Consider the following 13,154-nt stretch of genomic DNA (forward strand, 5'->3'; position numbering starts at 1 on the left):
ACGGGGCCGTTCGGACCAAGCAGGCGCATCGTCGTCAACTCACCTTCGAAGGAAGGGCGGTGAGGATCGAAGGACTCGGCGCGGCGACGTACACCCGTCCAGAGCCGGCCGTCCAGACCAGCGTCGCGGGGTCGGTGTCCTTGTAGCCGGAGTACTTCCAGCGGGGTTTGCCGGTGGCGGGGTCGAGGGCCCAGACGACCGCGTCGCGGCCGATCCGGTAGAGGGTGTCGTCGGCGTAGAGCAGGTCGGCGCCGTATCTGCCGGTGCCGGTGCCGGTGCCGTCGGGTGGGAGGGGGGTCTTCCAGCGCGGGGTGCCGCTTTTCAGGTCGAGGGCGCCGATGGAGAAGTCGCCGTCGCTGTCGGTCCATTGGCAGTACAGCAGGCTGTCGTCGGGTCCGTGTGCGAGGGCGCTGCCGTGCAGGCGGGGGATGGTGATGCCGGGGGCGTTCCAGGTGGGTTTGCCGGTGGCGGGGTCGAGGGCGGTGAGGGCGCCGTCCTTGTCGGGGGTGAGGAACCAGCCGCCGCCGGCGGCGATGCCGAAGGATTGGATGCCGGCCTGCCAGGTGACGGTGCCCGAGCCGTCGATGGCCTTGAGGCGGTCGGCGCTGGAGACCAGGATCCGGTCGCTCCCGGGCAGCAGGGCGGCTTCCACCAGCAGTGCGCCCTCGCCGTGGAACCAGGCGGTGCGCCGCCCGGCCAGGTCGATCGCCCACACGTTGCTGCCGTCCTGGCGCTGGCCCTGGCCCAGGCCGATCACGTACGCGGTGCCGCCGCGGATCCCGGCGAAGCGGAGCACCCCGGCCGCGTGCGGCTGGTCGAGCGTCACCTTCCCGTCGGTTTTGCCGTTGGTCGGGTCGATGGCGAGCAGGACGGTCGTCATGCCGCCGGGGACACTCGTGCCGCCCGTGCCGGCCATGCCGCCGATGCCGGCCAGTTGGATGCGGTGGCCGTCGAACCCGGCGACGGGGCTGGACTGGGACGGGTCGAGGGCGAAGGTGACGCCCGTCGTGGCGGCGTCCAGCGTCCACGTGGGCTTGCCGTCGTCGCCGACCGCCCAGGCCTGCCGGGTCGTGATGCCGACCACCGCGCCGTCCAGCGACAGCAGTTGGGCGCACGGCAGGGTGACCTGCCGGTTCTGCCAGAGCGGGACGGCTTCCTGGACGTCCGCGCTCGGCCGCACCGGCGGGGCGGCTTGTTTGCCGGACGCGCCGTCGTCGCGGCCGCGGTCGATCAGCGCGACCGCCGTGCCCGCCGCGCCGGCGAGGAGGACGGCGCCGCCGAGGCCGAGCAGCGTCCGGCGGCCGAGCCTGCGCGACGGCGCGAGGCCGGGCGGCACCTGGTCAACGGGTGCGGGCTCGGGGGCGTGCGGGGGCATCGGCGGTGGTGCGGGCGGCGCGGTGAGCACGGCGCGGACGGCGCGCACCTCGGTGGCGACGGCGGGTGGCAGCCAGCCGTCGGGGTCGGCGGGGTGGCCGGCCTGGGCGACGTGGGCGACGAGTTGGCGGGGTGTCGGCCGGTGCGCGGGGTTCTTGGCGAGGCAGGCGGCGACCAGGGCGCGCAGCTCCGCGGGCAGGTCGCCGAGGTCGGGTTCGGTGTTGACGATCCGGAACAGCACGGCCGCGCCGGCGCCCTCGCCGAACAGGTTCCGGCCGAGGGCGGCGTACGCCAGGGTGGAGCCGAGCGAGAACACGTCGGCGGCGGGGGTGAGCGGATCGCCGAGGGCCTGCTCGGGGGACATGTACGGCGCGGAGCCGATCACCGAGCCGGTGGTGGTCAGTCCGCTCTCGTCGGCGGCCCGGGAGATGCCGAAGTCGATGACGTGCGGCCCGTCGAGGGCGAGCAGGACGTTGCCGGGTTTCAGGTCGCGGTGGATCAGTCCGGCACGGTGCACCTCGCCGAGCGCCTCGGCGAGTCCGGCGGCCAGCGTGCGGACGGTGGCGACGGGCAGCGGGCCGTGCCGTTCGACGGCCTGCCGCAGCGACAGACCGGGGACGAAGGCGGTGGCCATCCACGGCAGGGCGCCCTCGGGGTCGGCGTCCACCACGGGCGCGGTGAACGCGCCGGAGACCCGCCGGGCGGCGGCCACCTCCTGCCGGAAACGCTGCCGGAACCCGGTGTCCTCGGCGAGCTCCGGCCGGACCACCTTGACCGCGACGGCCCGCCCGCCGGCCGACCGCCCCAGGTAGACCGCACCCATGCCGCCGGCGCCGAGCCGGCCCACCAGGGTGTACGGCCCGACCTGGCGCGGATCGGTCGCGTCGAGTGCTTGCACCTGCCTGTCCCTTCCCCGTCGGGTGCGCGGTTCCGAACCCTACGGTCTGTGGCGGGGGCGAGGCAGCCGATCACACCGAATCCTCACCCGGGCAGGTGTTTTGGCGTTGCCTCAGGTCGGTACGGCCCGGTGGACGAAGCGCGCGGCCCGGACACGGTTTCTCCAGCGCGAGGCGGGCGAGGATCGGGCCGACCCGGCTCTTCACATCCACTTCGCCCAGGCCGGGGGCGTCACCGGTCCGGGCGCGGACGGCCAGCACCAGCACCTGGGGTTCCCGCTCGGCGAGCAGCTCGACAGACGGACTTTTTACCAACGCATCGTCAAGTGTTGGCAGAAGGACGGGCCGCAACGCGGCGAGCGTGTCGATCAGACGGCGGGCGACGCCCGGGGCGCGCACCGACTCGGCGTCGGGCGGCGCGGTCGCGTGGCGCGTCTGCTGGATCAGCACGGCGGTGGCTCGCTCGCTCCAGGAGTTCGCGGAGTGCGGCGTCTTCCGGTGACCAACGCCGCCGGCCATCGCACGCGGCCCGGCCCTGCGGGGCTCCCGCACCGCCTGACCGCCCGTCGAACCGTGCGGTCTCGGGCCATTGCCGGGGCGCGCAGCGGACAGGCGGGTGGGAGGGCGCGCGCTAGCCTCGGCGGCTCGACCGGCCGTCGCGGATGGCGGCGGTGTGCGAGGAGCCGAGGGTCTGGTGACGATGAGACGCAGTGCGACCGAGGAGTCCGCCTGGGCGCCGCTCGGGGAGAAGGTGTTCCGGGCGCTCTGGGTGGCTCAGTTCGTGTCGAACGTGGGCGGCTGGATGCAGACCGTCGGCGCGCAGTGGCTGCTGGTCGGGCACGGGGCGGGGCTGGTGTCGCTGGTGCAGGTCGCGGCGGGGCTGCCGGTGCTGCTGCTCGCACTGCCGGCGGGCGCCCTCGCGGACCTGGTGGACCGGCGCCGGCTGCTGCTGGTGGTGCAGGCGGCGATGGCGGCCGTCGCCGCCGTCCTCGCGGTGCTGGCGCTGCTGGGGGTGCTCGGGCCGTGGCTGTTGCTGCTGCTCACCTTCCTGCTCGGCTGCCTGGCTGCGCTGAACGGCCCGGCCTGGCAGGCGGTGCAGCCGAGCCTGGTGCCGCGTGAGCAGTTGCGGCAGGCCTCGGCGCTGGGTGCGGTGAACATGAACGTGGCCCGCGCGGTGGGCCCCGCGCTGGGCGGCCTGCTGGTCGCGGCGGCCGGGGTGGGCTGGACGTTCGCCCTCAACGCGCTGTCGTTCCTGGGCATTCTGCTGGTCCTGCTGCGGCGCTTCCCCGATGGCCCGGCGCCCGTCCGGGAGCGGGAGCGCGAGCAGGTGCTGGCGGCGCTGCGGGCCGGCGGGCGGTACGTCCGCCGGGCGCCGGGGGTGCGGCGGATCCTGTTGCGCTGCGCGCTGTTCGTGCCCGGCGCGGCGGCGCTGTGGGCGTTGCTGCCGGTGGTGGCGGTGCGGCGGCTGGGCCTCGGCTCGTCCGGGTACGGCCTGCTGCTGGCCGCCGTCGGGGTGGGTGCGGTGGCGGGCGCGGGGGCGCTGCCGCGGCTGAGTGCCCGGCTGCGCGGCAACGGTGTGCTGGCGCTGGCGGGGCTGCTGACGGCGGGCGCGCTGCTGGTGGTGGCGCTGGCCGGGAACGCCGCGCTTGTGGGCGTGGCCCTGGTGGGCGCGGGCGCGGCCTGGATCTGGGGGCTGTCCACTCTGAACGCCGCCCTGCAACTGGAGTTGCCGAACTGGGTGCGGGCCCGCGCGGTCGCCTTCTACCTGCTGGTCTTCCAGGGCGGCAACGCGCTGGGCGCCCTGGTCTGGGGCCAGTTGGCGCAGCACGCGGGCCTGGTCCTCGCGCTGACCGTCCCGGCCGCCCTGCTGCTCCTCGGCGTCCTCTCGCTGCGTCAACTCCCTTTGCTGGACGGCCAGGTGGACCCGTCGCTGTCCGACAGCTGGCCGGAGCCGCGGCTGATGGTCGAGCCCGCGGCGGCCGACGGCCCGGTGCTGGTCACCGTCGAGTACCGGGTGACGGAGGACCGCGCGGGCGCCTTCGTGCGGGCGATGGACGAGATCGAGGCGTCCCGGCGGCGGACCGGCGCGGTCAGCTGGGGCCTGTACCGGGACGCGGCCGAACCGGCCCGGTTCGTCGAGACGTTCACGGTGGCCTCCTGGGCCGAGCACCGGGCGCAGCACCACGAACGGTGGACCGGCATCGACCACACCTTCGAGCGCACCGCCCGGGCGCTGGTGACGGGCGAGCCGGTGGTGACCCACGCGGTCACCGCCCGGACGGCGGGGTGAGGCACCGTCGGCCGGTGGCCCCAGCGACCCGACACGGCGTCAACTTCCCTGCCCGGCCGGGCGCCGGTGGGCGCCGAGGTAGGTGAGGACGGCAAGGACACGCCGGTCGCCGTGGCGACGGCCACGCTGCTCGGCACCGTGATCGCCACCGTCCGCCTGTCCACCGGCTCGGTCTGGGCGGCCATCGCGGCGCACCTCTCGCTCAACGAGTTCGCACTGCCGCTGACCCGCGAGGTCTCGGACCGGCTCGTCGATCCGCTGCTCGCCGGCCCCCTGAGCATCTCGACCTGGCCCGCAACGACCCAGGCGGTGCTGGGAGCCTGGCTGACCCACCGCCGCCGCACGGCGAGGGCGGCAGCGGCGTAGGCCGGAGCGCGACGAGACCCCACTGCTCGGACGGGCAGTGGGGTCTCGGGCTCAGACTTCGCCGAAGCGCCCGGCGGCTGCGGCGGTCACGAAGGCGCCCCACGCTTCGCTGGGGAAGCCCAGGACCGGACCGCTCGTGTCCTTGCTGTCTCGGACAAGCAGCACACCGTGCGAATCGGAGTAGCCAATGCTCCACTCCACACAGTCACCGTTACCCGCCGCGTCGCTGTACGACGACTTCCGGAACTCCACCTTCGCGGGGTCTACTCCAACAGGCAGACGATTCGGGGTGGTCATGTTCGGATCTCCTTCATGGCGCATCGAAGCCACTGCCGCGACTCCTCCGGCGGCAGTGCAGCCGCCTGCAAGAGATCGTAGGTGAGGGCGATCTCATGCACCCGGTCCGGGGACTCCAACAGCTGGCCGGAGACGGAACCTTCGACATACGCAGCGCGGGGCGCGTCCAGGAAATCCAGCAACGTCACCGAGCCGCCCATCGCACCGTGACCACCTGCGGAGAACGGCAGTACCTGGACAACCGCGTTGAGGCCGTCACCGAGATTGAGGACGTGCTCGATCTGACGGCGCATGACCGAGCCGTCTCCGATCTGCCGCCGGACCACAGCTTCGTCCAGCACCACCCACACGTGCGGCGGAAGGTCCCTGGCCAGAATGTCCTGCCGCGACTCTCGCGCCGCCCAGACTCGTTCGACCTCCTCCACTCCTGCGCGTGGTCGGCCAAGTCGGAGCGCGGCCTTCCCGTACTCCGCTGTCTGCCACAGGCCTGGGAACAAGCCGGCCGAGTACTTCCGCATGTACGACGCCAGCTGCTCCAACTCCATGAACCGGCGCGACCAGGCCGGGAAGCTCTCCAGATGCACCAGCCGATACAGCCGACCAAAGAGAGCCCACCGGCCCCAAGTGCCGTGTCCAGCTTGGCCGGTAGGTCCGGCGGAATCGCGCGGTCGGCCGTCTCGATGTTGCCCAGGTGGGTCTTGCTGTAGTCGACGACCTTGGCCAGCGCAGCCAGCGACAGACCGAGACGCCTCCGGGCCTCCCGAAGCTCGAACCCGAACAAGTCGGCCACCGACCGGTCGGGTTGGAGCGCACGTTCCTGGAACACCACCGCTGACACCGCCTGTCCTCAGACGCTTTGCGGACGCGCCGCAGCTTCCAAGGGTAGCGCCGGGGCGCCACGCTGGAACTACTCACAGTGAAGACAAGCGGAGCCGAACGTCCGTACGGAGCTTGCGTCATGACGGCACATCGACCCAACGCGGCGCACTCTCTCCACGGGTCGCCACCGGCCAACCCGTACGAGCCGTCGGTATTCGGGGAGCTGGTCACCGACGCCCGAACCGGACAGCCCGTGCGGCGTCCCGAATCGACTTCCGAACCGACTACGAGAGCTTGACGTACAAGGTGTGCGGCGTGCCCGAAGTGGTCGCCGACGGCGTGCGGTCGTTGATGGCCGTGTTCGGACTCCGGTACGCGGCACTGGACTTCCTCGTTGACAACGACGGGACGTGGTACCTCGTGGACCTCAACCCCAACGGTCAATTCGGCTTCGTCCCGGACCTCCGCGAACCGATCACCACCGCTCTTGCGAACCTCCTCGAAGGAGTCCCCCGATGACCCTCCCGACGGCACCGGCCGACCTTCGTCTCCAACTGGCCGACCACCTTCGGAACACCGGTGCCATCAAGTCCGACTGCTGGCACGAGGCGTTCGCCGCCGTTCCGCGCGAGGCATTCGTTCTGGCCTTCGCCGTCGGTACGCCACATGGCCCCGTCCACCTGACACCCGACGACCCCCGGTGGTTGAGCACGGTCTACAGCGACGACTCCCTGTTGACCCAGTTCGACACGGCCGGAGTTCCGACCAGCTCGTCAACGCTGCCAACTCTCATGGCGTTGATGCTCGAAGCCCTGGACGTGGCCGACGGCGACAAGGTGCTCGAAGTGGCCACCGGAACCGGGTACAACGCCGCTCTCCTGAGCCACCGTGTCGGCGACGGGAACGTGACCACGGTCGAAGTTGACCCGGACCTGGCCCGCGACGCCGAACAACGCCTCGGCCGGGCCGGATACCGCCCCACGGTCCTCGCCGGCGACGGACGGATCGGCCACCCCGACGGAGGTCCGTACGACCGGCTGATCGCCACCTGCGGCTTCTCCAGCGTTCCCCCGATTTGGCTCACGCAGCTGCGCCCCGGCGGCGTCATCGTGTGCCCGGTCGGCGGCGGCATTGTGCGGCTCGTGGTCCGGGGCAACGGGACCGCCACGGGGGCGTTTCTCCCGGACGCGGCCTTCTTCATGCCCGTTCGCGGGATCGGCTGCACCGGGACGACGCCCGTTCCGCCGCCCCTGCCGAACAGTTGCAGCTCCCGTCCGTGCTCCGTGAAGCCCGCGGACCTGCTGGACGACGGAATCCACTTTCTTCTGACCCTCGCCGTGCCCCGGGCGATGCACCGCTACACGTGTGACGACGCCGGCGAGATCACCGCTGTGCACATCTGGCAGCCGGACGGGGCGTGGGCCGAGCTGCGAGGTGGCATCGCACGGCAGTCCGGGCCCCGAAGGATTCTGGACACGGTGGAAAGCGCCATCACGGCCCACCAGGCCGCCGGGCGTCCGGCCCGTGACCGGTACCGGCTCACCGTCCACGCGGAGCGGCAGTGGGCATCTGTAGCGGACACCGAAGGCCCCCGGTGGGAACTGGGCTGATCCGAGCGGTGGGGACCTGCCGGGCCACGCCGCCCGCACCCGCGCGAGCGGTCCGCCCCGCCCGAGCCGACGTCTCAGCGGTGCGCCGCGTTGGCCGAACAGGCTTGGTTCACTGGGCTGTTGAGGATCCCTCATGAGCTGGCGGTTGCGCTGCCGGGCAATTCCCGGTGCACGATCGCACCAGTGCGCCGCGTCCCGCCGCTCTAGCGTGAGGAGCAGCCCGGGGCCGCACCGTGCGGCCCCGGCGACTGGCCGGAGATCCGCTTTCGCACGAGGAGAACTGCGTTGACACAGACTGTACTTGACGACGAGGCGCACACCGCGGTCGAGCTGGCCGAGCGGGTGCTGGAGGGCGAGCTGCTCGCCGAGCCGGGCACCCGGCCGTGTGCGGAGCAGCAGCTCATCGCCGTGATGGGCGACGGGCAGTACAACTTCTGCTGATCGCGCCCGGCGGCCCGCCCGTCCCGGTCGACCGGCCGGGGAGGGGCGGGGCGCCGACGGATCCGACCCCCAGGGACGTTCGTCATGAGCCTCACCCGCACCGCCACCGAGACCCCTCCCCCCGAGACGCTGACCGTGCCCGCCGAGTGGTTCGCGACCGTCGAGACCGAGACCGCCTCGATCCTGACGGGCCTGCGCGCCTCCCGTCCGGGGCAGGCGGACGCGGTCGCCGAGCTGCTGGCCGCCGACGGCGGGGCGGGCAGTCCGTTCCGCCTGCTCGCGATGGCCGTCCTCGGGGCCCTGACCGGAGAGCCCAGGCCCGCCGCTGTGGTGTGCGCGATCTCCCGGCTGTGGTGGGCGGCGGCCGAGGCGCTGGACGACCTCGCCGACGCACCGACACCGGAAGGGCCGGGAGCGTCCACGGCGCGCACCACCCTGGCCGCGCTGGCCTGCGGGAGCGTCCTGCCGCACTGGGTGGTCGACCGGCAGCCGGTGGCCCCGGACGTCCGGCTGGACTGGGAGCGTGATCTGCTGCGCGGAGCGCTGGACGCGCTGGACGGTCAACTGGCCGACCTCGCCGCGCCGGTGGACGCCCCGCCGACCTGGCGGCCGGTCATGGCCTGCTACCGGGGCAAGAGCGGCGCGGCCTACGGGCGCGACGCGGTGATGGCGGCGCGGCTGGCCACCGACCGGCCGGACCTGCTGCACTCCTGCCGGGTGTTCGGTGAGCTCTTCGGTGTCCTGCGGCAGGTGGCCAACGACGCCGCGCCGGACTCGGAGGACCTGGCCAACGGCACCCATACGCTGCTGCTGGCCCACGCGTTCGACACCGCCGGGGCCGGCCACCGCCTCCGGCTGACCCGGCTGCGCGCCGAGGCCCGCCACGATCCGGACGCCCGGGCGCGGTTGCGGGCCGCACTGCACGACCCGCAGGTCGCCGCCGGGTACGGGCGGCGGGTCGAGTCGCTGCGCCGGCACTGCTGCGGCCTGCTCGACCGGATCGCCCCGCCCGGCCCGTACCGGGACGTGCTGCACGCCCTCGTGCACACCTCCGCCCGCGCCGCCGTGGCCCGCCCGGACGGAGGCGCGCCGTGGACCGGCTGATCGACCGCCCGGACCTGCTGCGGTCGATGGCCGCCCGGTCGGCGGGCACCGCCCCCGTCACCGCGGGTCTGCTGGTCAGGATGGCCGACGACATCGAGGGCGGCGGGCCGGTGGCCGCGCTGATCGGCCGTCATCCCGAGGCGGGCGCCCCGCTGTTCGCGGTCCGGGCGATGGCCGGGGTCCAGGGCCTGCTGATGGCCGGCCGGCTGCCGGAACTTGCCCTGCACCTTGCGGAGTTGAGCGCCTCGAACGGCTTCGGACCGCAGGACGCCGACCGGTCGTGGGACCTCTTTGTCACCGCGGTCGCCGACCACCCCGCCGAGCTCGCCGACGCGCTGGACACCCCGGTGCAGCAGCACGAACCCGTCCGGGCCGGGATGCTGCTGCACGGGCTCGCCCTGCTGCGGGCCCCACGGATCCGGCTGCTCGAACTCGGCGCCTGCGCCGGGCTCAACCTGCGGCTCGACCGCTACCGGTGGTTCGGGCCCGACTGGGAGTGGGGCGACCCGGCCTCCCCGGTCCGGCTGCCCGCCCGTAGCCCGGCTCCGGGGCCGCTGGAGATCGTCGCCCGGGCCGGCTGCGACCTGCGCCCCCGCGACCCCGCCGACCCGGCCGACGCCCGGGCCGTCCGGAGCTACCTGCCGTTCGAGCACACCTTCCTGCACGCCGCCCTCGACGACGCCCTCGACCTCGCCGCCCGCACCCCGGTCCGGGTGGACCGGGCGGACGCGGTCGCGTGGCTGCGGGACGAGCTGGCGGCGCCGGCCGGCCCTTCGGTCCGTACCGTGGTCTGGCACAGCCTGTTCCTCCCGTTCCTCACGCCCCGTCAGCACCATGCACTGGAACAGGTCCTGACCGAGGCCGCCGCCACCACACCGCTCAGCCGGATCGCCTTCGAGCCGCACGACTGGACGACGCCGCCGCGGCTCCAGCTGACCCAGTACTCCTGATCCCGCCGCCCTGATCCGCCGGGCCGCTCCCGACCCGGGACGGCGCGGCCCCCTTCGACCGGGAGGTCCCCGTGAAACTGCCCCGTCTGTTCCGCAGGCTGGTTCCGCTGGTGGCGGCGCTCGCCGCACTGAGCGCGATTCCCGCCGCCGCCACCACGCCGGACGGCCAACAGGCCGACGCGCGACGGTCGTTCGCCGTCGGCCCGCAGTACGACAGCACGCACGTGTACGTCGCCCTGGGCACGGAGCAGGCGTTCGTGGCGAGCTGGGTGGCCACCTTCGGCGGTTCGACGATCGGACCGGTCGCCACCCAGGTGACGCCGACGCCCAGTCGGACGCTGTCCGAGCTGGTGATCTCGCCGGTCGGCACGCTGTCGGTGTTCGACTACACCACGCCGATCCCGTACCCGTTCGGCGCCGAGCGCACCGGCTGGCTGGTCACCGACCTGGACCGCGCGGTGCGGGCCGCCCGGGCCGACGGCGCGTCGGTGCTGGTGGCGCCGTTCGCCGACCCGATCGGCCGGGACGCGGTGGTCCAGTTCCCCGGCGGGATCAACGCCCAGCTGTACGTGCACACCACCGCGCCGAACTATCCGGCGCCGGCCAGTGTGCCGGAGAACCGGGTGTACCTGTCCCCCGACGCGGCGGACGCGTTCCTGCGCAGCTACCGGTCCTTCACCGGCGGCCGGACCGTCTCCGACGACCGGCACGCCGACGGCGCGGCGATCGGCCTGCCCGGCACCCGGTACCGGCTGGTCCGCCTCACCTCCGGGTTCGGCGACACCGCCGTCGTGGTGACGGACGGCCACCTGCCCCACCCGTTCGGCCGGGAGCTCACCGGCTACGCGGTGCCGGACCTCGGCGCGACCCTGGACCGGGCCCGGTCCGCCGGCGCGACGGTGCTGTGGGGGCCCGTCACGGCCGGCGGCCGGACCAGCGCCATGGTGGAGTTCCCGGGCGGCTACATCGCCGAGCTGCACGCGTCCTGACGCCGCGTCACCGCATTCCGGCCTGCTGCCATTCGCGCGGGGACACCCCGTAGGCGGCCCGGAACGAGCGGCTGAAGTGGCTGGCGCTGACGAAGCCCCAGCGGCCCGCCACCGCCGCCACGGTGGTCCGGGCCGCGGCCGGGCCGGCCAGGGCCCGGCGGCACACCTCCAGGCGCCGGCGCTGGATCCAGCGCGTCACCGTCTCGCCCTCGGAGTGAAACAGCTTGTGCAGGTGGCGCACCGAGATGTGGTGCGCGGCGGCGATCCGCTCCGGCGTCAGGTCCGGGTCGCCCAGGTGGCGCAGGATGTGGTCCTTCACCCGGGCCAGCGTGGCGAGCGCCGTCCCGGTCGCGTCCGGGCCGCGCTGTCCGCGCCGCTCCTGGCCGAGCGCCGCGAGCAGGTCCAGGGTCGTGGCGGCCAGCCGGGCGGCGACGGCCGGCTCCAGCGTTCCGGCCGCCCGGGCGAGGCGCTCCAGGTGCCCGGCCACCAGTCGGGCGGTGCCCGCTCCCGGGTCGAAGGCCGTCGCGGTGAGCACCCGCAGGTCGTCCTCGGCGAGGCCGCCCGCCGCGCGCGGCCAGTGGAACGCGGTGAAGGCGAACGGCCCGTCGAAGTCCTTGACGAACGGCCGCCCGGCGTCCGAGAGCGCGAACGCACCCGGTCGCAGCAGGACTTGACGGCCGTCCTGGTCCAGTCGGGCGGTGCCCCGGTGCTGGAGCGCCACGGTGAGGCGCTCCGCCCCGCCTCGGGCGATCAGGCCCGCGCTGCGGACGGCCCGCTGCGGCCCGGCCTGCACCAGGGAGACCCGCAGGGCACCCAGCCGATGGGTGACGATGGCGGCCGGTGCGGGCTTCTCCTCCCGCAGCCGCATGTCCAGCGGGACGAAGGTACGGGTCACCGCCTCGTGCCAGTACGCGGCGCGGTCGGCCGTCGGGACGGCTGCGGTGTCGAGGACGACGGACATCAGCGCTCCTCAGGTGGGCGGGCGGGCACCTCGGTGACCGGTCCGGTGGATGGGCCGGACGCGCCCCGGGTCCGCGGCTCAGGCGACGGCGCGCCGTCCGCGCCACTCGCGCGGCGAGACGCCGTAGGCGGCCCGGAAGGCCCGGCTGAAGTGCGTCGGGCTGGCGAACCCCCAGCGCTGCGCGACGGCCGACACCGACGGGCCGGACGGGCCGCGCCGGGACAGCTCCTGGGCGCACGCGTCCAGCCGGGCCCGCAGGATCAGCCGGCTCACCGTCACCTCCTCGCCCTCGAACAATCGGTGCAGGTACCGCACCGAGATGTGGTGGGCCCGGGCGATCGTCTCCGGTGACAGGTCGGGGTCGGCGAGGTGCCGCTCGATGTGGCCGCGGACCCGCCGGACCAGGTGGTCGTTCGGGGTGTCGTAGGCCTCGGTGCGGCACGCCGCGGCCAGTTCCGCGACCAGCGTGCCGACCAGGTCCGCGACACTGCCGGCCAACCGGTCCGCGACCGGCCCGGAGTAGCAGTGCGCGGACCCGGCCAGCGTCTCCAGGAACGGCAGCAGCACCGACCCGAACCCGTCGGCCGCCGTCACCGCCACTCCCGTCACCTGCTGCCACTCGCCCGCCGGCACGGCGAGCAGCCGGCGCGGCAGGTGGAACAGGTGCGCGCGGAACGGCTCCGGGTACTCGACGGTGTACGGCCGCCCAGTGTCGAACAGGACGAGTTCGCCCGGGCCCAGCACCGTCCGCCGGCCGTCCTGCGTCAGCACCGCCGACCCGGACACCTGCACCCCGATGCCCGCCATCGGCTCCGGCGCACCCCGGGCCGGCCGGCCGGCGATCCGGGCGGGCTGCGCCTCCTGCGCCTCCAGGGTCGCGATCCGCAGGTACCCGACCCGTGACCGGACGACCCGTTCCCCGGGCCGTTCCTCGCCGGCCGGGTCCGCCCCGGCCGGCGGCCTCGGCCCCGCCGCGCCGGGCCCGCACCCCGCCGCTGTCCGCACACTCATCCGGCTCTCTCCCCTCCGATGCCCTGCTGCGAGCGTGGGGCACCGT

General features: G+C 74.1%; 14 protein-coding genes and 1 pseudogene. 8 read left to right on the top strand and 7 right to left on the bottom strand.

From position 1 onward, the window contains the following. Nucleotides 1-34: 34 nt before the first annotated feature. Nucleotides 35-2,272: a protein kinase gene (locus tag ACFV18_RS01090; RefSeq protein ID WP_380478064.1), complete on the bottom strand. Its 2,238-nt coding sequence runs from the start codon at nt 2,270-2,272 to the stop codon at nt 35-37. Nucleotides 2,273-2,342: 70 nt separating this feature from the next. Next, complete coding sequence (locus ACFV18_RS01095; protein ID WP_380478065.1) at nt 2,343-2,720, bottom strand: hypothetical protein; 378 nt, start codon at nt 2,718-2,720, stop codon at nt 2,343-2,345. A gap of 250 nt (nt 2,721-2,970) precedes the next feature. Here ACFV18_RS01095 and ACFV18_RS01100 point away from each other — a divergent pair, with 250 nt between their 5' ends. Both ACFV18_RS01100 and ACFV18_RS01105 read left to right on the top strand, forming a co-directional pair. Continuing rightward, nucleotides 2,971-4,560, top strand: coding sequence for an MFS transporter (locus ACFV18_RS01100; RefSeq protein ID WP_380478066.1), 1,590 nt, complete (start codon nt 2,971-2,973; stop codon nt 4,558-4,560). A 66-nt stretch (nt 4,561-4,626) separates the two neighbouring features. Beyond that, the gene (locus ACFV18_RS01105; protein WP_380478067.1) at nt 4,627-4,926 is read left to right on the top strand and encodes a type II CAAX prenyl endopeptidase Rce1 family protein; all 300 of its coding nucleotides are present in this window, start codon (nt 4,627-4,629) and stop codon (nt 4,924-4,926) included. 51 nt (nt 4,927-4,977) lie between these two features. Here ACFV18_RS01105 and ACFV18_RS01110 read toward each other — a convergent pair whose 3' ends face one another. The 3 genes and pseudogenes from ACFV18_RS01110 to ACFV18_RS01120 form a co-directional block, all read right to left on the bottom strand. Beyond that, nucleotides 4,978-5,223 carry a DUF397 domain-containing protein gene (locus ACFV18_RS01110; protein ID WP_380478068.1) on the bottom strand — a complete coding sequence of 82 codons (246 nt, stop codon included), beginning with the start codon at nt 5,221-5,223 and terminating at the stop codon, nt 4,978-4,980. Beyond that, nucleotides 5,220-5,807, bottom strand: a complete 588-nt coding sequence (locus ACFV18_RS01115; protein ID WP_380478069.1) for a DUF5753 domain-containing protein — start codon at nt 5,805-5,807, stop codon at nt 5,220-5,222. The genes ACFV18_RS01110 and ACFV18_RS01115 overlap by 4 nt, the downstream gene beginning before the upstream one ends. An 86-nt stretch (nt 5,808-5,893) precedes the next feature. Then, nucleotides 5,894-6,061: pseudogene (locus ACFV18_RS01120) on the bottom strand (helix-turn-helix domain-containing protein); the annotation flags it as partial. Nucleotides 6,062-6,357: 296 nt separating this feature from the next. Between ACFV18_RS01120 and ACFV18_RS01125 the strand changes: the two are divergent. The 6 genes from ACFV18_RS01125 to ACFV18_RS01150 all read left to right on the top strand — a co-directional run bounded on the left by ACFV18_RS01125 (nt 6,358) and on the right by ACFV18_RS01150 (nt 11,136). Continuing rightward, nucleotides 6,358-6,561, top strand: a complete 204-nt coding sequence (locus ACFV18_RS01125; protein WP_380478070.1) for a hypothetical protein — start codon at nt 6,358-6,360, stop codon at nt 6,559-6,561. Continuing rightward, a complete protein-coding gene (locus ACFV18_RS01130) occupies nt 6,558-7,652 on the top strand; it encodes a methyltransferase domain-containing protein (RefSeq protein WP_380478071.1) in 1,095 nt (364 codons plus the stop codon). The genes ACFV18_RS01125 and ACFV18_RS01130 overlap by 4 nt, the downstream gene beginning before the upstream one ends. A 285-nt stretch (nt 7,653-7,937) precedes the next feature. Then, nucleotides 7,938-8,093: a hypothetical protein gene (locus tag ACFV18_RS01135; protein ID WP_380478072.1), complete on the top strand. Its 156-nt coding sequence runs from the start codon at nt 7,938-7,940 to the stop codon at nt 8,091-8,093. Between the two features lie 84 nt (nt 8,094-8,177). Continuing rightward, entirely contained in the window at nt 8,178-9,197 is a 1,020-nt protein-coding gene (locus ACFV18_RS01140; RefSeq protein WP_380478073.1) for a polyprenyl synthase, read from the top strand. Beyond that, nucleotides 9,185-10,147, top strand: a complete 963-nt coding sequence (locus ACFV18_RS01145; RefSeq protein ID WP_380478074.1) for a DUF2332 domain-containing protein — start codon at nt 9,185-9,187, stop codon at nt 10,145-10,147. The genes ACFV18_RS01140 and ACFV18_RS01145 overlap by 13 nt, the downstream gene beginning before the upstream one ends. A 71-nt stretch (nt 10,148-10,218) precedes the next feature. Beyond that, the gene (locus tag ACFV18_RS01150) at nt 10,219-11,136 is read left to right on the top strand and encodes a VOC family protein (protein ID WP_380478075.1); all 918 of its coding nucleotides are present in this window, start codon (nt 10,219-10,221) and stop codon (nt 11,134-11,136) included. Between the two features lie 7 nt (nt 11,137-11,143). On the opposite strand, the gene ACFV18_RS01155 is transcribed toward ACFV18_RS01150, so the two are convergent. Both ACFV18_RS01155 and ACFV18_RS01160 read right to left on the bottom strand, forming a co-directional pair. Further along, entirely contained in the window at nt 11,144-12,097 is a 954-nt protein-coding gene (locus ACFV18_RS01155; protein WP_380478076.1) for a helix-turn-helix domain-containing protein, read from the bottom strand. A 78-nt stretch (nt 12,098-12,175) separates the two neighbouring features. Then, complete coding sequence (locus tag ACFV18_RS01160) at nt 12,176-13,108, bottom strand: helix-turn-helix domain-containing protein (protein ID WP_380478077.1); 933 nt, start codon at nt 13,106-13,108, stop codon at nt 12,176-12,178. Between the last annotated feature and the right edge of the window lie 46 nt (nt 13,109-13,154).

This window comes from Kitasatospora sp. NPDC059673 (genome assembly GCF_042734215.1).
In the GTDB taxonomy this organism is placed as follows: Bacteria; Actinomycetota; Actinomycetes; order Streptomycetales; family Streptomycetaceae; genus Kitasatospora.

Excerpts from the sequence above, each read along its gene's own strand:
- ACFV18_RS01140 (WP_380478073.1), top strand. The coding sequence starts at position 8,178 with ATGAGCCTCACCCGCACCGCCACCGAGACCCCTCCCCCCGAGACGCTG.
- ACFV18_RS01100 (WP_380478066.1), top strand. The coding sequence starts at position 2,971 with ATGAGACGCAGTGCGACCGAGGAGTCCGCCTGGGCGCCGCTCGGGGAG.
- ACFV18_RS01130 (WP_380478071.1), top strand. The coding sequence starts at position 6,558 with ATGACCCTCCCGACGGCACCGGCCGACCTTCGTCTCCAACTGGCCGAC.
- ACFV18_RS01155 (WP_380478076.1), bottom strand. The coding sequence starts at position 12,097 with ATGTCCGTCGTCCTCGACACCGCAGCCGTCCCGACGGCCGACCGCGCC.
- ACFV18_RS01160 (WP_380478077.1), bottom strand. The coding sequence starts at position 13,108 with ATGAGTGTGCGGACAGCGGCGGGGTGCGGGCCCGGCGCGGCGGGGCCG.
- ACFV18_RS01110 (WP_380478068.1), bottom strand. The coding sequence starts at position 5,223 with ATGACCACCCCGAATCGTCTGCCTGTTGGAGTAGACCCCGCGAAGGTG.